19 protein-coding genes and 1 other RNA gene are annotated in these 18,013 nt (G+C 35.9%); 7 read left to right on the plus strand and 13 right to left on the minus strand.

Going from position 1 to position 18,013, the window contains the following annotated elements; genetic code table 11:
- Positions 1 to 29: 29 nt before the first annotated feature.
- The 4 genes from U9K52_RS18345 to U9K52_RS18360 all read right to left on the minus strand — a co-directional run bounded on the left by U9K52_RS18345 (position 30) and on the right by U9K52_RS18360 (position 4,660).
- Entirely contained in the window at positions 30 to 305 is a 276-nt protein-coding gene (locus U9K52_RS18345) for a serine aminopeptidase domain-containing protein (RefSeq protein WP_322927686.1), read from the minus strand.
- An 88-nt stretch (positions 306 to 393) separates the two neighbouring features.
- Positions 394 to 1,284, minus strand: a complete 891-nt coding sequence (locus U9K52_RS18350; protein WP_263601410.1) for a ribokinase — start codon at positions 1,282 to 1,284, stop codon at positions 394 to 396.
- Between the two features lie 57 nt (positions 1,285 to 1,341).
- Complete coding sequence (locus U9K52_RS18355; RefSeq protein ID WP_263601411.1) at positions 1,342 to 1,977, minus strand: DUF4241 domain-containing protein; 636 nt, start codon at positions 1,975 to 1,977, stop codon at positions 1,342 to 1,344.
- Between the two features lie 67 nt (positions 1,978 to 2,044).
- A complete protein-coding gene (locus U9K52_RS18360; protein WP_263601412.1) occupies positions 2,045 to 4,660 on the minus strand; it encodes a valine--tRNA ligase in 2,616 nt (871 codons plus the stop codon).
- Between the two features lie 128 nt (positions 4,661 to 4,788).
- Between U9K52_RS18360 and U9K52_RS18365 the strand changes: the two genes are divergently transcribed.
- Both U9K52_RS18365 and U9K52_RS18370 read left to right on the plus strand, forming a co-directional pair.
- Entirely contained in the window at positions 4,789 to 5,256 is a 468-nt protein-coding gene (locus tag U9K52_RS18365) for a DUF1573 domain-containing protein (RefSeq protein WP_322927688.1), read from the plus strand.
- A 188-nt stretch (positions 5,257 to 5,444) separates the two neighbouring features.
- Entirely contained in the window at positions 5,445 to 6,317 is an 873-nt protein-coding gene (locus tag U9K52_RS18370) for a PPK2 family polyphosphate kinase (RefSeq protein ID WP_322927689.1), read from the plus strand.
- An 88-nt stretch (positions 6,318 to 6,405) separates the two neighbouring features.
- Here U9K52_RS18370 and rnpB read toward each other — a convergent pair.
- Positions 6,406 to 6,728, minus strand: an RNA gene (gene rnpB / locus U9K52_RS18375) — RNase P RNA component class A.
- A 170-nt stretch (positions 6,729 to 6,898) separates the two neighbouring features.
- Here rnpB and U9K52_RS18380 point away from each other — a divergent pair.
- Positions 6,899 to 7,390 carry an RNA polymerase sigma factor gene (locus U9K52_RS18380; RefSeq protein WP_248391273.1) on the plus strand — a complete coding sequence of 164 codons (492 nt, stop codon included), beginning with the start codon at positions 6,899 to 6,901 and terminating at the stop codon, positions 7,388 to 7,390.
- Positions 7,383 to 8,057: a beta-carotene 15,15'-monooxygenase gene (locus tag U9K52_RS18385; protein WP_248391272.1), complete on the plus strand. Its 675-nt coding sequence runs from the start codon at positions 7,383 to 7,385 to the stop codon at positions 8,055 to 8,057. The genes U9K52_RS18380 and U9K52_RS18385 overlap by 8 nt, the downstream gene beginning before the upstream one ends.
- A 52-nt stretch (positions 8,058 to 8,109) precedes the next feature.
- On the opposite strand, the gene rpoN is transcribed toward U9K52_RS18385, so the two are convergent.
- The 6 genes from rpoN to U9K52_RS18415 form a co-directional block, all read right to left on the minus strand.
- Positions 8,110 to 9,573 (minus strand): RNA polymerase factor sigma-54, encoded by a 1,464-nt coding sequence (rpoN, locus tag U9K52_RS18390; RefSeq protein WP_263601414.1) that lies wholly within the window; start codon positions 9,571 to 9,573, stop codon positions 8,110 to 8,112.
- 159 nt (positions 9,574 to 9,732) lie between these two features.
- Positions 9,733 to 10,026 (minus strand): type II toxin-antitoxin system RelE/ParE family toxin, encoded by a 294-nt coding sequence (locus U9K52_RS18395; protein ID WP_263601415.1) that lies wholly within the window; start codon positions 10,024 to 10,026, stop codon positions 9,733 to 9,735.
- Positions 10,014 to 10,229: a DUF2683 family protein gene (locus U9K52_RS18400; RefSeq protein ID WP_263601416.1), complete on the minus strand. Its 216-nt coding sequence runs from the start codon at positions 10,227 to 10,229 to the stop codon at positions 10,014 to 10,016. The genes U9K52_RS18395 and U9K52_RS18400 overlap by 13 nt, the downstream gene beginning before the upstream one ends.
- 76 nt (positions 10,230 to 10,305) lie before the next feature.
- Entirely contained in the window at positions 10,306 to 11,754 is a 1,449-nt protein-coding gene (gene asnS, locus U9K52_RS18405) for an asparagine--tRNA ligase (protein ID WP_248391268.1), read from the minus strand.
- Positions 11,755 to 11,848: 94 nt separating this feature from the next.
- Complete coding sequence (locus tag U9K52_RS18410) at positions 11,849 to 12,493, minus strand: hypothetical protein (protein WP_248391266.1); 645 nt, start codon at positions 12,491 to 12,493, stop codon at positions 11,849 to 11,851.
- A 10-nt stretch (positions 12,494 to 12,503) separates the two neighbouring features.
- On the minus strand, positions 12,504 to 13,103 hold the full coding sequence (locus tag U9K52_RS18415; protein ID WP_248391265.1) for a CDP-alcohol phosphatidyltransferase family protein: 600 nt from the start codon (positions 13,101 to 13,103) through the stop codon (positions 12,504 to 12,506).
- Between the two features lie 110 nt (positions 13,104 to 13,213).
- On the opposite strand from U9K52_RS18415, the gene U9K52_RS18420 reads away from it, so the two are divergent.
- The 3 genes from U9K52_RS18420 (at position 13,214) to U9K52_RS18430 (ending at position 16,690) form a co-directional block, all read left to right on the plus strand.
- Complete coding sequence (locus U9K52_RS18420) at positions 13,214 to 14,146, plus strand: hypothetical protein (protein WP_322927690.1); 933 nt, start codon at positions 13,214 to 13,216, stop codon at positions 14,144 to 14,146.
- Positions 14,143 to 14,946 carry a helix-turn-helix domain-containing protein gene (locus tag U9K52_RS18425; protein ID WP_248391263.1) on the plus strand — a complete coding sequence of 268 codons (804 nt, stop codon included), beginning with the start codon at positions 14,143 to 14,145 and terminating at the stop codon, positions 14,944 to 14,946. Before U9K52_RS18420 ends, U9K52_RS18425 begins: the two co-directional genes overlap by 4 nt.
- A 67-nt stretch (positions 14,947 to 15,013) precedes the next feature.
- Complete coding sequence (locus tag U9K52_RS18430) at positions 15,014 to 16,690, plus strand: serine hydrolase (RefSeq protein ID WP_322927691.1); 1,677 nt, start codon at positions 15,014 to 15,016, stop codon at positions 16,688 to 16,690.
- Positions 16,691 to 16,743: 53 nt separating this feature from the next.
- Here U9K52_RS18430 and rimM read toward each other — a convergent pair whose 3' ends face one another.
- Both rimM and U9K52_RS18440 read right to left on the minus strand, forming a co-directional pair.
- A complete protein-coding gene (rimM, locus tag U9K52_RS18435) occupies positions 16,744 to 17,286 on the minus strand; it encodes a ribosome maturation factor RimM (protein WP_312173338.1) in 543 nt (180 codons plus the stop codon).
- Between the two features lie 11 nt (positions 17,287 to 17,297).
- Positions 17,298 to 17,852, minus strand: a complete 555-nt coding sequence (locus U9K52_RS18440; RefSeq protein ID WP_072885130.1) for a 30S ribosomal protein S16 — start codon at positions 17,850 to 17,852, stop codon at positions 17,298 to 17,300.
- Positions 17,853 to 18,013 lie beyond the last annotated feature (161 nt).

Consider the following 18,013-nt stretch of genomic DNA (forward strand, 5'->3'; position numbering starts at 1 on the left):
TTATAATCTTTAAAATTAAGCTTTATATATTAAGTGATTGCTTTAAAATCCTCGGATCCCCAGATTCGCATCGAAGCCTTAAAATTCTTTATATTCCTGGGTTTTGAAAGACCAATTCCACGGTAATCATATGCAATTACGGTGAATCCGTTTTCAGCGAGATAGCGGGCAAAAGAAAAGTATACCTGCTGCTTCACTCCAGTTGCGGAATTAATAACCAATAGCTTGCGATTACTATGCACCGGTAAAAATAAATGAGCCGTAATAATAGCCTGGTCCTGTGTTGTAATAAGTAACTTCTCCATAGGTAAAAGAAAAATCCACTATAAAAGTGGAAATTTTAGTTTGGATTCAGCTGTTGTTTTTATAACTTTCGATATGTTCCAAATAGTTTTATAAAACGAAATCTGACAATCTGGGAAGTCCGGTTTGTGAACCTTTTTGCGTAGAAACCCTTGCAGAAACTTCATTTCCGAATTTTACACAATCTTCAATATCATTATTATGACATAATGCAATAGAAAATCCTACGGTAAAGGCGTCTCCCATTCCCATTTTGTAAATTGTACTATCTTTCTCATTCCTGCAGTATTTCATCTCTGTTCCATCGAAATAAACGGTAGAGTTGATATCATCTCTTACAAAAACTTTATTGAAATATTTTTTTAGGATTTCTTCTCTCTGTTCTTCTCCGAAAAGAATATGTAATTCATTACTTTTGACGATAATAAAATCAAGGTTTTCAACCAATTCTTCAGAAAGTCTTTGAGCCGGAGAGGCGTATAATCCTACTTTTTTGCCGTATTTTTTAGCTTTACTGACGGTAAATTCCACAACATCCATAGAAATTTCAAGCTGAAGAAGGATTAGATCCGCTGTCTGAAAATACCGGTCTGCAGATTCTACATGTTTCGTATTTAAATAATTATTGGCAGCAGGTACCACAACAATAGCAGAATTTCCATGGGACGCTGTAACATAAGCTGTTCCGCTTGCATCCTGATCGGTCTCAAAAACGAAATCTACATTTACATTTTCACTGATCATATTTCTCATGATCTGTTGTCCAACGGGATCCTGCCCTACACAACCAACAAAATACACGCTTGCGCCAAGCCTTGCCGTTCCAACAGCCTGATTGGCGCCTTTTCCGCCAAAAAAGCTTTCAGAATGAGTAGCAATAACGGTTTCGTTTTTTCCCGGAACTTTTTCGGTTTCCAGTACAAGATCTATAGAAGAGCTGCCTACAACAATTATCTGAGGATGATCTGATGAAAAATTCATTGCATTTAATACATTAATAGTTGTGTTGGTAATACTGAATATTTATTAATTAAAATCTCAACTAATTTCTATAAATTCAGTTACGATTTTTACAGGCATCCGGTTTTTATCGTAAGCAATATAGCTGGCATAAAATCCTTCACCATATCCTGTTTCAAAGGCAAAAATAGTTCCAGGATGATCTTCCTTAGGTTTTAAAAATGCAAACTGATCGATTGCTCCTTTTTCATCAAAGAAATATTCATGGAAAAACTCTTCGTAAATCCCCATAAAGTCTGCACCTTTACTGTGATACAACCTTTGTTCCAGCTCGTTGAGCCCAGTCTGTGTATCAGCATCCATAAAGCATCCCATACCGCTTTCTACAGGATAACCGAAAACTTCACCTTCCGACAGATCTTTCATATTCTGGCCTTCTGTGGTAGCGAGATTCCATTCGGTAATAGCTTCCTGACTGAAAATGATTTCGGCATATGCTACGCAATTGCTTTCTCTTTCCTTATGCAGCAAAACGGAAAAATCTCCTTTCGGAAATACTGTTGTGAAGGATTTCATATCGTTTGTAATCAAAGGATCACAAGCAACAAGATGACCGCTTGAAAGGTATATTTTTCCAACTTCAAAGCTTTCCAGCAATGGACTTTCCACAAAGTTTTTGGAAAATAACTTTTTTATGTTTTCTACGTGTGTCATTGTTATATTTAGGCTAAGATTAAGGTTCAGGCTAAGCTTGAGACTCAACCTTAACCTAAACCTTTTATTATAAACTTTTCAGCTTTTCTTCTAAAATTGCAATCTTATCGAGTGCATCTTTTTGTTTTTTGCGCTCAACTTCTACGACTTCCGGTTTTGCATTGGCTACAAACTTTTCGTTGGAAAGCTTTTTATCTACAGAAATCAGGAATCCTTTCAGATATTTCAATTCTTCTTCTGTTTTTGCTTTTTCTTCTCCTAAATCTAAGTTTTCACTTAAAGGAATTGAAATTTCCGTTGCACCAACCAGGAATGTGAAACTCGGCTTATCTGTTTTTGTTCCGAAATGAATCTCTGAAACATTGGCTAATTTCTTAATAACGGCTTCGTTTGCAAATTCTGAAGCATTGGTATAAATTTCCGCTGTTTCTCTTGGTGAGATGCCTTTTGTCTGGCGGTAATTTCTTACTCCGGAAATAATTTCAGATGCCATTTCGAAGTTTTTAATAATATCTTCATTAAATGACCCTGCTTTTTTCTGTTGAGCAACAATTAATGCATCTTCAATACTTCTTTCTGAAATGGTTTGCCATAATTCTTCAGTTAAGAAAGGCATAAACGGATGCAGTAATTTCATTAATTCTTCAAAGAAATGAATGGTCTGGCTATAAACTTCTTTTGAAATTCCTTCTCCGTAATTCGGTTTAATTGCTTCAAGATACCAGCCGCAGAAATCGTCCCAGATCAGTTTATAAATCAAATGTAAAGCATCAGAAATTCTGAATTTTTCAAATTGATCATTAATTTCAGCGATGGTTTTATTTAATTTATTTTCAAACCACTCGATGGTCTGAGTTTCTGTTGAGTTGGCCGGTTTATTCTCATGATTCCACATATTGATCAGACGGAAGGCATTCCAGATTTTCGTCATAAAATTTCTTCCCTGAAGCATTAAATCTTCATCAAAAAGAAGATCATTTCCGGCTGCTGAACTCAATAAAATTCCTACACGAACTCCGTCTGCTCCGTATTTGTCCATGAGTTCCAGCGGATCCGGTGAATTTCCTAAAGATTTAGACATCTTTCGTCTCTGCTTATCTCTTACAATTCCTGTGAAATAAACATTTTTAAACGGAACTTCTTTTCTGTATTCCAATCCGGCCATGATCATTCTGGCCACCCAGAAGAAAATAATATCAGGACCTGTTACCAAATCTGAAGTAGGATAATAATAATTGATGTCCTTATTTTCAGGATCCAGCAATCCATCGAAAACCGACATCGGCCACAACCATGATGAGAACCAAGTATCAAGAGCATCTTCATCCTGTTTTAAGTTTTGGATCTCGAGTTCTGCGTTTTGAGTTTTTTCTTTAGCTAAAGCCAAAGCTTCTTCGATAGTCTCTGCAACTACGAAGTCATTTTCGCCATCGCCGTAATAATAAGCCGGAATCTGCTGTCCCCACCAAAGCTGTCGGGAAATATTCCAGTCGCGGATGTTTTCCATCCAGTGTTTGTAGGTATTTTTAAACTTTTCAGGATAAAATTTAACCTCATCATCCATCACCACATCCAAAGCCGGTTTTGCAATTTCAGACATCTTCAGAAACCATTGCACAGAAACTTTAGGCTCGATAACCGCACCTGTTCTTTCAGACGTTCCTACCTTATTTACGTAATCTTCAGCTTTCAGCAAAAGATCTTTTTCTTCTAATTCTTTCGCAATCTGCTTTCTTACCTCAAATCTGTTTTTTCCGGCGTAATGTAACCCATAATCATTAAGATTTCCGTCATCATCCAGCGCATCAATCATTTGAAGATTGTGCTTTTGCCCAAGCTCATAGTCATTAACATCGTGAGCAGGTGTAATTTTTAAAGCTCCTGTTCCGAATTCGATATCTACATACTCATCTTCAATAATCGGAATTACTCTGTTTACAATCGGAACAATTACTTTTTTACCTTTTAAATGAGCATATCTTTCATCATTAGGATTGATACAAACCGCAGTATCCCCGAAAATAGTTTCAGGACGTGTGGTTGCAACGGAAAGAAATTCTTCTGATCCCTCTATGGCATATTTCAGGAAATATAATTTTCCGTTTTGTTCTTTAAAAATTACTTCTTCGTCGGAAATATTGGTTTTTGCTTCCGGGTCCCAGTTTACCATTCTGTAACCACGATAGATGAGGCCTTTATTATATAAATCAACAAAAGATTTAATAACCTGCTGAGAAAGTTTCGGTTCCATGGTGAACCGCGTTCTGTCCCAATCGCAAGAACATCCCAATTTCTTAAGCTGTTCAAGGATTGTTCCCCCGTATTTATCAGTCCATTCCCAGGCATGTTTTAAAAACTCTTCTCTTGTAATCTCGGATTTATTGACTCCTTCAGACTTCAGTTTAGCAACCACCTTCGCTTCCGTAGCAATGGAAGCATGATCTGTTCCCGGAACCCAACAGGCATTGAACCCCTGCATTCTTGCACGGCGGACCAGAACATCCTGAATGGTATTATTCAGCATATGCCCCATGTGCAAAATCCCCGTCACGTTCGGCGGAGGGATCACAACAGTGTAAGGCGGCTTTTCATTCGGTTCTGAATGGAAATATTTATTTTCCAACCAGTAATTGTACCACTTTTGTTCTGTTTCCTGTGGATTGTACTTTTCTGAAATCTGCATAAATTCTATTACTTTAATTTACAATTTGCAAAAATAGTCTAAAGAAAAAAAATTTTAAGTATGAATTAAAATAATTTTTAACTTTGTTTCTCAAAATTTATCTAACAACATATTTAATATTCAAGAATATGAAAAAATTAATCGCAGGAATTGCTTTATTCGGAACATTCGCATTGGCATCTGCACAAACGATCACGTTTGATAAAACAACTTTTGATTACGGTACAATCAAACCAAGTTCAGACGGTACAAGATTTTTTACAGTAACCAATACAGGTGACAAGCCTCTTATTCTTTCAAATGTAAAAGCATCTTGTGGATGTACAACCCCTGAATTCAGCCAGGATCCTATCATGCCGGGAAAATCTGCTAAAATCAAAGTTGGGTATAATACTGCCATCAACGGTGGGTTCAACAAAATGATTGAAGTATTTTCCAATGATCCTGCAAACAGCAGAAGCGTAATCTACATCAAAGGAAACGTTGATCCGAACGCTCCGGAACCAAAACCTTTAACTCCTGCTGAATTGAAAGCTAAAGCTAAAGAAGAGAAAAAAGCTGCAAAACTAGCTAAAAAAGCTGCTGCTGCAAAGTAAGCTCTACTCAAAGAATAGAAGAACCGTCTCAGTGAGGCGGTTTTTTTATTATATTTATATAGGTTTGGCTGAAGTTTAGATATGAGTTTAATGTTTAATGTTTAATGTTTAATGTTTAATGTTTAATGTTTAATGTTAATCTTTTATCTTTTATCTTTTATCTTTTATCTTTAATAACGAATAAAAATATGGACATCAATTTCTCAGATGATTTTTTAGTAAAAGGAAAGTTTTCTATTAAAAAAGCTTCAACACAATATAAAGGGAAACTCACCAAAGAAGAAGGTGAGCAATTACTGATTCAGGAAAAAGAAAAGCTTCGTGAGCTTCAGGAAAGATTATATTCAGACGGTAGCAAATCTCTTCTGGTAGTGCTTCAGGCAATGGATGCCGCAGGAAAAGACAGCATGATAGAACATGTTTTCGGAGGGGTAAATCCGCAGGGCTGTAATGTAACCAGCTTTAAAACACCGAGTTCTAGAGAATATGCACATGATTTTTTATGGAGGCATTACCTGGCTTTACCACAAAAGGGAATGATTGGTATCTTCAACCGGTCACATTATGAGAGTGTACTTGTATGTAAAGTTCACCCTGAATATAATCTGAACGAAAAAACCTGGAAATCCGTAAAAGATTTTGATAATAAATTTTGGGAAAATCGCTACGAAAGTATCAGAAACTTTGAAAAGCATTTGACCGGAAACGGAACAACTATCGTAAAAATATTTTTGCACGTCTCCAAGGATGAACAGAAAAAAAGATTCCTCGACCGGATCAATGAACAGGAAAAAAACTGGAAATTCTCAGCAGCTGACCTTCCCGAAAGAGCTGTCTTCGAAAAATATATGGAATGCTATGAGGAAGCTATTAATGAAACCTCTAAAGACGGTGCGCCATGGTTTGTACTTCCGGCAGATGATAAATGGTTTGCAAGAGTCGCAGCCATTCAGATTATTATTGATGCGCTGGAGAAAATGAATCTTAAATATCCTAAGCTTTCTGAAGAAGATAAAGCCGGATTAGAAGAAGCTAAAAAACAACTGGAAAGTGAAAAATAAATTTGGATGGAAGATGGGAGCATGAAGATGGAAGTTTTAACAATAATTTTAAACTTCGAGCTTCAGGCTTCTAACCTTCAGCTTAAAAACCACGAGAAAATCTGTAAGCCGGATTCTGTACTTCCGAAGAAGTGCCTGTTATTTATCTGCGTTTTACATTGCTGCAAAACTTTAGCTGATTACCCCTCGGCTTTCAGAGCGGGCAACTCCTATTTTCATTGCTGAAAAGAACCGATATACTTATCATTGCACCACAAAGAGTTTACCTGATTTCACTACAGCCGAACTGTACATCCTTTCTGTTGCACTTGTCCTACCCTCGCGGGTGACGGATGTTATCCGCTTTGCTGCCCTATGGTGTCCGGACTTTCCTACCTCCCGAAACGGGAAATCAACAAGCCGATTTTCTCGTGGCTGCAAAGATAGATAATTTGAAAATTTGACAATGTGATAATTTGAAAATTTTTAATCTGCAAGAAAATGATTTTGGTTTGATGTTATTCATTCATTTTCAAATTACTTAAATTTTCAAATTCTCAAATTATATCATATCTTCGTACCACTAAAATTATACATCTGCATTGGCCTCAAAAGAGAAAGAATTTGCGCAGCTTATTAAGGATAATCAGGGGCTGATTATCAAAGTTTCGCGGCTTTATACCAATTCTTTAGAGGATGAGGAAGATCTTTTTCAGGAAATTGTGTTACAATTATGGAGAAGTTATGACTCATTTAAAGGAAATTCTAAAATTTCTACATGGATGTATCGTGTTGCCCTCAATACAGCTATTACCCTTTTCAGAAAAAAAGCCAAAAGCCTACCTACGAATGAACTGGACATCAATCTCGCCGATTTTATCGAAGATGATGATGAAAAGCAACAACAGGTATCACTTTTGTATACTGTAATAAAAACGCTTCCCAATGTGGAAAGAGCGATTGTAATGATGTATCTGGATGATTTGCCTTATAAGGATATTGCAGAAAACCTCGGAATTACTGAAGTTAATGCGCGTGTGAAAATGAACAGATTAAAGAAAACCCTTAAAGAAAAGATGGAAAAATATGCCTGAATTTGATTTAGACAGCTTTAAGAAGACGTGGCAGGAACAACCTGTTCAAAAAAAATACGATGACAATGAAATCCTTCAGATGCTTAACAGGAAATCGCGGAATTACGTGAAATATATCTTCTGGATCAGCGTAGCAGAATTTTTACTGTTTTCCGTAATGGGAATATTCTATTTCTTTCAGAATGAAGAAGATAACGGCTTTCTCAATATCCTGGAAAAACTGGGCGCCCAAAAAACACCAGAAATTGAAAACAGTTTTGAAAGTATTTATTGGATATTGAAAATATCAAGTGTTATGGTAACTGCATATTTTGTTTTCAAATTTTATCAGAATTACCGTAAAATCAGAATTGAGGAAAATCTGAAAGGATTGATTACAAGAATTCTTACTTTCAAAAAAACAGTTAATGCATTTATCCTCATCAGTATACTTTTACTGGTAGCTTTCACCTCAATCTTTACTATTTTCATATTTTACTCTTTAAATGCACAAAATGTTGAGCCTAAAAGTTCTGAAATGACCATATTTATTATAGGAATCATTGTAACAACTGCATTTTCAGTACTGCTGATCTGGCTTTATTACAGACTGGTGTACGGCATTATCATGAGTAAGCTGGATAAAAATCTTAAACAGCTCCGGGAAATTGATTCGCAGGAAGTTTAATCTAAATTACTAAACATAAAAAAGCACTTCGTTTGAAGTGCTTTTTATTTATTTAAAGTTCTTTTCTTAATCTCGCTACCGGAATATTGAGCTGCTCACGGTACTTGGCGATTGTTCTTCTGGCAATATTATAGCCCTGTTCTTTCAGGATCATTACCAGTGCATCATCGGTAAGGGGTTTCCTTTTATTTTCTTTGCTGATAACTTCCTGAAGATGGGTTTTAATTTCCTTTGTAGAAACTTCCTCTCCATCGTCATTGGTAAGGCTATCTGAAAAGAGGTCTTTTAGATATACAATTCCGTTGGGCGTATCGGCATATTTACTTTTAACCACTCTTGAAATCGTTGAAATATCAAATCCGGTGATATCAGCTACATCTTTCAGGATCATTGGTCTCAATGACTTTTCATCGCCGGTGATGAAATAATCTTTCTGGAATTTTACGATTGCCGTAATCGTTTGCAACAAAGTATTCTGTCGCTGATTAATAGCATCAATATACCATTTGGCGGCATCTAGTTTTTGTTTGATGAATAAAGCCGCCTGTTTATGTTCTGAAGAATTCTTATCATGAGAATACGTAGTTAAAATATCTTTATATTCTTCAGAAACCCTTAAAGTCGGTGCATTCTTACTGTTCAGCATGGGAACTACCTGCCCGTCTTTTACCTGTATCACAAAATCCGGAATGATTTCCTGATTGATGGTAATTGTTTGCGTATCAAAGTTACCTCCTACTTTCGGGGATAATTTTGAAATTTCATCCAATGCATCTCTCAGATCTTCTTCCTCAATATCATATTTTTGAATGATCTTATTATAATGTTTGTTGGTAAGCGCATCAAACTGATATCTCAGAATATTGGCTGCGAGAGAAACCGCTTTATCGGAGCTTACTTTCTTTTCGATCTGTAAAAGCAGGCATTCCTGAAGTCCTCTTGCGCCCACACCCGGCGGATCCAGCTTTTGGATATAGTTTTCAAGAATATCTTCCACCTTTTCTTTAGTAGTATAAATTCCCTGAGAAAAAGCAAGATCATCGACAATCGACTTGATTTCTCTTCTCAGGTATCCGTCTGTATCAAGATTTCCGATAAGATATTCTGCAATTTTTTCGTCTTCTTCACTGATATTTACCAGATGAATCTGCTCCAGAAGATAATCGTAAAGCGATTGTCCTTCCGTTAAAAGGCTTTCGTTATCAAATTCTTCGTCGTCCGGAGAATAGTTGCTGGAAGCGGTTTTATAGCTTGGTTCGTCGTCATAAAGATATTGGTCTACATCAAAATCCGTTTCAATGCTTTCCGTACCCTCACTTTCATAAGATTCTTCCAGAGAGGAGAAATCATCCTCTTTAGATTCTTCTTTCACAATTTCCAAGGCAGGATTTTCTTCTAATTCTCTTTCAAGTTCTTCTTCAAATTCAAGGGTATGAAGCTGGATCAGTTTCATCAGCTGGATTTGCTGAGGGGCCAACTTCTGCCCTAATTTGAGTTGTAAGTGTTGTTTAAGCATAGTACCAGATAGTATTTAACATAACATATTCCACGAATTTAGGAAAATATTTTGATAAAAATAAATTTTAGCACGATTTTTGCATTATCAAGACCATAATAAGCTATTTAAAATAAACAGAAAAGCCCTGAACAATGTTTGTCAGGGCTTTTTCATTATTTATATTTCCAATTTATCAGGATTTCTTCTGTTATCCCAAAAAGCAAGAATTTCAACAGTATTTTCAACTACTCTGTAATAGATAGAAAAATTTTTATCAATCAGTACATATCGTATTCCTTCAATTTCTGATAAGGTGCCGATGTTTGGATTTTTGGAAATAAGTTTTTCTTTCTTTTCAACCTCGATTCGTAATTTTCTGGAATATTTCTGAGAAGAGTTATGAAAATTCCAATAATTTAAAGTATCAGCAAAAGAAAACAAAGCTTTTCTGGTCCACCTTATTTGAAACATTGATTCAAAATTTCTTTAACTTCTTCATCTGTAGCAAACTCTCCCCGGTCTGCCTGCTCAATACCTTCAATCAAACGTTTTTTCTGCCATTGTGTAAGTTTTTCTTCTTTTTCAATCTCGAAATTAATTTTTAATTCCTTTAAAAGTGCCTTTAGCAGATTAATCTGGTTTTCATTATCCGTATGTATTGTAATCGTGCTCATTTCCAAAATTTTAGTAAAGTTAATAAAAAATCCTTCCGTTTTGTTCGGAAGGATTTCAGTATTTTAAGAATATTTTTTAGAATTCTGCATTCTTAGGTGTTCTTGGGAAAGGAATTACATCTCTGATATTCGTCATTCCCGTTACGAAAAGAACTAATCTTTCCAATCCTAAACCAAACCCGGCATGCGGAACAGAACCGAATTTTCTTGTATCCAGATACCACCAAAGCTCATGCTCATCAACATGCATATCTGTCATTTTCTGCTTTAAAATATCCAGTCGTGCTTCTCTTTCTGAACCACCGATAATTTCGCCGATTCCAGGGAAAAGAACGTCCATTGCCGCAACGGTTTTACCGTCTTCATTAAGCTTCATGTAAAATGCTTTGATCTCTTTCGGATAATCAAATAAAACTACCGGACTTTCAAAATGTTTTTCCACCAGGTATCTCTCGTGTTCAGACTGAAGATCGGTTCCCCAATTTTCAACAGGATACTGGAATTTTCCTTTTTTATTTTCTTTAGAATTTAATAAGATTTCAATCGCTTCCGTATAAGAAACTCTCTTGAAACGTTTTGAAACCACATTTTCAAGTTTTTCGATAAGACCTTCTTTCGCTCTTTCTTTCTCCGGTTTTGATTTTTGCTCTTCCGCAAAACGCTTGTCTAAGAAATCAAGATCGTCTTTACAGTTATCCAAAACATATTGGATTACATATTTCAGGAAATCTTCTGCAAGATCGATGTTATCTTCAAGATTATTGAAAGCAACCTCCGGCTCAATCATCCAGAATTCCGCAAGGTGTCTTGTTGTGTTTGAATTTTCCGCACGGAACGTAGGACCGAATGTATAAATTCTTCCCAATCCCATTGCCGCCGTTTCTCCTTCAAGCTGTCCCGAAACCGTTAAGTTGGTTTTTTTTCCGAAGAAATCCTGTGCAAAATCAATATCTCCCTGTTCGTCTCTAGGAATATTGTTTAAATCGAAGTTGGTAACACCAAACATTTCTCCTGCTCCTTCTGCATCCGCTCCCGTAATGACAGGTGTGTTGATGTAAAAGAACTGATTCTGGTTAAAGAAAGAATGGATGGCAAAACTCACCGCGTGACGTACTCTGAAAACCGCTCCGAATAAATTGGTTCTGAATCTTAAATGAGCCTGCTCTCTTAATGTCTCCAGGGAATGCTTTTTAGGCTGAAGAATGGTTTTGTCTCTTTCTTCCGTAAAGTTGTCTCCCAGAATTGTAATTTTCTTCGCAAGGATTTCCACAGCCTGTCCTGCTCCCTGGCTTTCCACCACTTCACCTACAATTTTAAGGGAAGCTGCTGTACTGATTTTAGAGATGATCTCCTCATCAAAATTTTCAAAATCAACAACAATCTGCAAATTATTAATCGTAGAACCATCATTAAGTGCAATGAAACGATTGGCACGGAATGTTCTTACCCATCCGTAAACCGTAATATCATGATGTAATACTTTCTTGTAATCCTCAAGGATTTCCTTAATTGTCTGCTTTTTCATTTGTTGATTCAATTTTTTATGTAAAAATTAATGAGTGCAAAGGTACAAAAAACGTTTTAAGACATAAATAGTTCTATTCGTTTAATTTTGATATTTATTGTTGGTAAATTGGGTATTGCATATAATCTAAAAATCCATTTGTTTCGTAAAGTAGGTCATAACCCTGTTCCGTTAAATAATAATGACAGACCTTTACTTCATTATTCCGTTTCGGGAAAGTCAATACTGCGGGACAAAGCTTTGCCTTATCAACTGTCATAGCAAAGACTTCATAATCGTCATTTATTTTCTTTCTGCTGAAAATTCCCAATGATCTGTCGTTTATAAATCTTGCTGTCATTATATCTTTTACAGAATAGGTAAAAAGCTCATATTTTATTCCCTCATATTTTGCACAATTTTCATTCATCGTAGAAGAAATGGTGAGAGAATCTTTTGTAATATTTTTAATAACACCCGATCTATATCTTTTTCCGTCCCGGAATTCCAGATCATAAATTGCTTCCATTCTCATGGCAAACCCTTCCTTTGAGGGCTTCCAGCTTTTTGCCGGATCAATAATTTTCCCCTTCTTTTGAACAATTAAAACATATCCCGGTTCATATTTACAGTCATAATATTTTTTATAATGCAATTCATAATCCAGACTGTCCTGAATTGTTTTAAACTGTCCATTTACATATATTCCGGATGTAAGAAAAAGTAAAATGATAGTGAATTTTGCTTTCAGCGTTTTCATATGATTAGATTTAATTAAATAAAACTGTTTTCTTTGTATGTTTTCCTTTTCTGATTTTCCAGGCATGGAAAGAGCTTGGGACGTCATATTGCCATTTCGGGAGAATGAGAATAATGAGAATCACATCAATATGTGCTACAAATCCGAGAACAACCGTCAGGTAAAATGCCCATCCCGCCTGTTGAAATCCAATAAGATAAGTAAATGCAGTAAGCAGACTAAGCCCCCACATTTTTGACAAAAAGGCGTGGGTACATGTTTCTTTTCCGAATTTCAACCAGCTTACGATATAACATACAGCTTCCATTCCCAGAATTATAATGACGCCAATCCATTCATCTTTTATTAAATCAGGATTTAAAAAATAAACAGCAAATCCTAAAGAAAGCCAGAAAATCATATCGGTCTGACTGTCCATTCTCCTTAGTCTTTCAGAAGAAACTCCTGTTTTCCGGGCGATTATTCCATCGAAAATATCCGTTAATAATCCGAAATACATCAATATCAAAATTAAAAACCGGGATTTTTCACCCATGAAATAAGATAAACAAAAAATGACAGGTGCAAGAACAAACCGTAAAGCGATTAAAATATAAGGTAATGTTTTCATAATAATTTATTGAATTTTAAAATTATACTTCAAAATTATTGGTGAAAAGCAATAGAATAAATGCGGAAAAAAATTAAAATAAATCTCTACATTTGTGAAAATCGCAAAGCATGCATCAGGAACTTTTACTCAGGCAGATCCGTACAAAAATCGGAAACAAATCTTTAAATGATGAGATTGCGAATATTCTAAATATCAGCTACGATGCCGCACACCGGAGAACCTCCCTGAAGGCAAAATTCAGTTTTGAGGAAGCAGTGGAGCTGGCCAAATATTTCCAGATTTCTTTAGATCAGTTTCAGGTTTCCGATCATCAGATTATCGCAAGAAAAACCTCAGCCGTAACCCAAACAGAGGATCTGGAGTCTTTTTTCAGAAACAACCTGAAAGTTTTTGAAAATCTTCCGCTTAGCCATGAGATGACCATTTATTATTCCGCGAAAGACATTCCTTTCTTTTACACGCTTTCCGATACACTGCTCTCCCGTTTTAAGGTGTATGTCTGGATGAATCTTTTAAATGCCAAACAGGTTTTTATTCCTTTTTTAGACTTCTCTCCTCCAGATTTTGAATGGAATACTAAAGAATTGCGAAAAATATATGAAGAGCAGAATGTAATTGAATTATGGAATGATATGACTGTTTCCAGCGTTTTGCAGCAAATTGTTTATTATTGCGAAACCGGACTTCTGAAAAGGAATGAAGCAGGAATTATCCTGCAGGAACTAAAAGAATTAATAGAATATATCGAACAGAAAACCGAGAACAATCCGAAATTCCATTTATATGAAAATGAACTGATGCATCTCTCCAATGACATTTTTTTCCATCATCCCCAACAGTCTCTTTTTGCCATTCCCACCAATATGTTCGGATATATATTGATTAATGATGACAAAACCTGTAAAGAAACACAGAATTATTTTGAGCACCAGATCAAAAACTCAAAATCGCTGAGTACCTCCGGTAATCGGGACAGGAAAAAGTTCTTCAATAAAATATATCTGCAGATTGAAGATTTAAAACACATAATTACGCTATGAAAAATCTTCGCAACGGTGAGTTTTTCGGACAAACCACTGAAACTTTGCGCTTCGGGGGATTAACGATTACAGATACGGAATATACGCACGCCTTCGTAGACTGGCATTATCACGAAAACCCTTATTTCACCTTTTTGCTGCAGGGAAATATGACCGAAGGCAATAAAAAAGAAATATATGACTGTGCAACCGGAACACTGCTTTATCATCACTGGCAGGACTCACACTACAATACAAAACCTGATGTGTTTACAAGGGGTTTTCATATTGAAATTTCGGAAGATTGGTTTGAAAAATTTCAGCTTTTAAAAGATAAAACACAAGGAAGCTTTAATATTAAAAATCCGGCAGTAAAGCTATTGATGTACCGTATTTTCAAAGAAACAAAAAGCATTGATAATTCTTTTGAAATATCGACAGATCAAATCCTGCTTGATATTTTTCACGAAATAGCCGGCCTGAAAACCAGTAGAGAAAAAAATCCTTTGTGGGTAAAACAAATCGACGAGATTCTTCATGAAACTTTTATGGAAAAATTGAATTTATCAGACCTTGCAAAAATAGTAAACATTCACCCGATCCATCTGAGCAGGGATTTTAAGAAATATTTCCATTGTACCTTAGGAGAATATCTCAGGAAATTAAAAGTGGAAAATTCTTTGAAAATCCTGAATGAATTTGAGTCTTTATCGGAAGTTGCACTGGAATGCGGCTTTTCCGACCAAAGTCATTTTATCAGGTGTTTTAAAGAAAATATAGGTATTACACCTTTAAAGTATAGAAATATTCTGAAGAAATAGCAATGTTAATTTCATTCTATTTTCTACAAAAGGGAAAGTCTAATTTTGTCAGATAAAAAAGATATTCATGTCTACATTCTCAAAACAATATAAATTGTATCTGACTTTATTGTTATCGATAATATTTCAAATGTTTTCTTTTGGTCAAAAAGTAAATATTGTCGAAACGGAAGGTATAAAAACAGAATTACAGAAAAATAATACCGGGAAAATATTTTTTACAGATAAGAGAATCGGAGACCATATTTTACAGCAGAAAGATTTTTTAGATTTCTACACGCTTACCAACAAGAGCAATCTTTTTTTTGTTGCTTATTTTGATAATTCTCTGACCAATTATAAGCATTTTCTGGCACCTGAAATTCCTTTAGATTCATTATTCAAAAGCGGAAATTATCAGTTTACATTGTTTGTGGACGGAAAAGAAATCTATAAAAGTAACCTAATGCCGGGAGCTCCACAACCTGACATTCAGGATAAGGCTACTTCGTTAAACCGACCTTTTATCGATAATTTGAACGGTCAGGGTTCCTGGAGCGAATCTTTTTGGAATCGTTTTCTTCATAATGGCGGAGATCAGGCGCTTTCGGATGGCAGTCACACTCTGAAAATGGAAATCCGACCTTACGTAAAAACCGAAACTATAAAAACAGGCGAAATAATTGCCGCGGGAAGTCTGAAACTGAACGTGGCAAGAAATCCAAAAATTGATATTTCAACAATTACTTTAAATAAAATAGTTCCTTACAATGGATTTTTTGTTTCTAAGGAAAAATACGATACAGAAAAAATAAAATTACTGAAAGGGTCTATAGATGAAGGAATATTTAAAAAGATAAACAGTATTGTTGTGATAAAAAACGGAGGAATATTAATTGAGGAATATTTCAATGGCGAAACCAGAGAAACGCTTCACGATCCCCGCTCTGTCGGGAAATCATTGACTTCAACATTGATGGGGCAAGCAATTTCCGAGGGTTATATCAAAAATGAATTACAACCGCTTAAAACTTTTTATCCGCTTCATCAATTTGCAAATTTCAGTACAGCCAAAGAACAGATTACCATTAAAGACCTTTTGACAATGAGCTCCGGATTGGATGGAAATGATGAAGACGGTAACAGTCCCGGAAACGAAGAGAATATGTACCCCACTCCAGATTGGGTAAAATTTGCGCTGGATTTGCCTTTTCAGGAAAAACTTAATCATCAATGGCACTATTTCACTGCCGGAGTGGTTGTTTTAGGAGACATTCTTGATCAATCTACGCCTAAGGGTCTAAAGAATTATGCCGATGAAAAGTTGTTTAAACCTCTTGGAATCAATCATTATGAATGGCAATATACCCCGCAAAATATTCCAAACACAGCAGGTGGAATTAAAATGAACGCATTGGATTTCGCAAAGTATGGTCAGCTTTATAAAAATGGCGGGATTTGGAACAAAAAACAGATTCTTTCCCAAAAATGGATCAACAGAACTTTTACAAAACAAAAACAAATAACCGGTAGGGATAACGAGTATTACGGTTATCTATTCTGGAATAAAAGCTACCAATCAAAAGGCAAATTATACGAAGCATACTATTGCGCAGGAAATGGTGGAAACTATATCCTTGTTTTTAAAGACCAGCCATTAGTGATTGTAATTACGGCAAGTGCCTATGGACAACCTTACGCCCATTCGCAGGCTGATAAAATGATACAGGATTATTTATTGCCCGCAGTGTTTGAACAAAAGTAATTTGAATAAGTAACTTGTGGATAAGTGAATGCTTAAAACTGAATTTTTAAGATTTATTCATCTTTTTTGGAAGGAACCAGAAAAACATCGATAAGTCCTTCAGGAAGCTGCATTTTAATGAATTTTTCTTCTCTGTTTACTTCAATAATCCAGTCTTTGATGATAGGAATTACCACTTCTTTGCCGTCGAGATTGGTAATAAAGTAGGTTTGTGCAGTCTGATCATTTACAGATCGTATTACGCCGCAGTCGTTATCATTTTCATCCAGAATATTATACCCGATGATCTCATGATAGTAAAATTGTTTCCCCGAAAGTTTAGGTAAGGTGGAAAGCGGTAAATAAACATTCTTACCTAAAGACTGATCTACCAGCGCTTCCGTAGAATTTTTGAATGAAATATTCAGCGCATCAGATTTGCTCCGGGATGATTTTTCAATAAAAAAAGGAACCAATAATCCGTTGATTTCAACGAATATTGATTCCAATTTATTGTAAAGCTCGGGTTGGTCGGTATCCAGTTTGAGGATAACATTTCCCGCAAGTCCGTGTCTGCGTGTGATTTTTCCTAATAAATAGCAATCTTCTTTACGCATACAGGGCTTTCTTACGCTTCAGTGTTTTCTTCTGTAGATTCAGCAGCAGCTTCTCCTTCTGTAGTTTCTTCAGCAGGTGCGTTTGCAGCCTCTTCAGCAGCTTTGGCATCAGCTTCAGCCTGTGCAGCAGCAGCGATTCTCGCTTCGTTTACTTTAGCTTCAGCGTCTAGAGCAGCTTTTTTGGCATCAGATTTAGCTGTAGCCAAACCTTCTACTTTACCTTGTACTTTAGCTTCCTTAGCTTCTACCCAAGCATTGAATCTTTTTTCAGCTTCAGCTTCATCAAAAGCTCCTTTAGCAACACCACCTTGTAAGTGTTTTTTGTAAAGAGCACCTTTGTAAGAAAGGATAGCTCTCGCAGTATCAGTTGGCTGAGCACCGTTGTTTAACCACTTTACAGCAGAATCAACATTTAAATCGATTGTTGCAGGGTTAGTAATTGGGTTGTAAGTTCCTAACTTCTCGATGAATTTACCATCTCTTCTAGCTCTTGAATCTGCAACCACGATGTGGAAAAATGGTCTTCCTTTAGATCCGTGTCTTTGTAATCTGATTTTTACTGACATAATGTTTGAATTTTAAGGGAACTCGTCCCAGTTAAATATTTTAAGAGTGCAAAGATAATAAAAAAGTTTGAAGTAAAAAGACACAAATAAAAAGTTTTGTGAATTCATTTTATTTTCAGGAGCCGGGAACCTGCTCTCGCTACTCGCTTTTTCTGTTTTCG

Origin of the sequence: Chryseobacterium sp. MHB01, assembly GCF_034651565.1 — a bacterium.
Taxonomy (GTDB): domain Bacteria; phylum Bacteroidota; class Bacteroidia; order Flavobacteriales; family Weeksellaceae; genus Chryseobacterium; species Chryseobacterium nepalense.

Excerpts from the sequence above, each read along its gene's own strand:
- U9K52_RS18345 (WP_322927686.1), bottom strand. The coding sequence starts at position 305 with ATGGAGAAGTTACTTATTACAACACAGGACCAGGCTATTATTACGGCT.
- U9K52_RS18350 (WP_263601410.1), bottom strand. The coding sequence starts at position 1,284 with ATGAATTTTTCATCAGATCATCCTCAGATAATTGTTGTAGGCAGCTCT.
- U9K52_RS18355 (WP_263601411.1), bottom strand. The coding sequence starts at position 1,977 with ATGACACACGTAGAAAACATAAAAAAGTTATTTTCCAAAAACTTTGTG.
- U9K52_RS18360 (WP_263601412.1), bottom strand. The coding sequence starts at position 4,660 with ATGCAGATTTCAGAAAAGTACAATCCACAGGAAACAGAACAAAAGTGG.
- U9K52_RS18365 (WP_322927688.1), top strand. The coding sequence starts at position 4,789 with ATGAAAAAATTAATCGCAGGAATTGCTTTATTCGGAACATTCGCATTG.
- U9K52_RS18370 (WP_322927689.1), top strand. The coding sequence starts at position 5,445 with ATGGACATCAATTTCTCAGATGATTTTTTAGTAAAAGGAAAGTTTTCT.
- U9K52_RS18385 (WP_248391272.1), top strand. The coding sequence starts at position 7,383 with ATGCCTGAATTTGATTTAGACAGCTTTAAGAAGACGTGGCAGGAACAA.
- rpoN (WP_263601414.1), bottom strand. The coding sequence starts at position 9,573 with ATGCTTAAACAACACTTACAACTCAAATTAGGGCAGAAGTTGGCCCCT.
- U9K52_RS18395 (WP_263601415.1), bottom strand. The coding sequence starts at position 10,026 with ATGTTTCAAATAAGGTGGACCAGAAAAGCTTTGTTTTCTTTTGCTGAT.
- U9K52_RS18400 (WP_263601416.1), bottom strand. The coding sequence starts at position 10,229 with ATGAGCACGATTACAATACATACGGATAATGAAAACCAGATTAATCTG.
- asnS (WP_248391268.1), bottom strand. The coding sequence starts at position 11,754 with ATGAAAAAGCAGACAATTAAGGAAATCCTTGAGGATTACAAGAAAGTA.
- U9K52_RS18410 (WP_248391266.1), bottom strand. The coding sequence starts at position 12,493 with ATGAAAACGCTGAAAGCAAAATTCACTATCATTTTACTTTTTCTTACA.
- U9K52_RS18415 (WP_248391265.1), bottom strand. The coding sequence starts at position 13,103 with ATGAAAACATTACCTTATATTTTAATCGCTTTACGGTTTGTTCTTGCA.
- U9K52_RS18420 (WP_322927690.1), top strand. The coding sequence starts at position 13,214 with ATGCATCAGGAACTTTTACTCAGGCAGATCCGTACAAAAATCGGAAAC.
- U9K52_RS18425 (WP_248391263.1), top strand. The coding sequence starts at position 14,143 with ATGAAAAATCTTCGCAACGGTGAGTTTTTCGGACAAACCACTGAAACT.
- U9K52_RS18430 (WP_322927691.1), top strand. The coding sequence starts at position 15,014 with ATGTCTACATTCTCAAAACAATATAAATTGTATCTGACTTTATTGTTA.
- rimM (WP_312173338.1), bottom strand. The coding sequence starts at position 17,286 with ATGCGTAAAGAAGATTGCTATTTATTAGGAAAAATCACACGCAGACAC.
- U9K52_RS18440 (WP_072885130.1), bottom strand. The coding sequence starts at position 17,852 with ATGTCAGTAAAAATCAGATTACAAAGACACGGATCTAAAGGAAGACCA.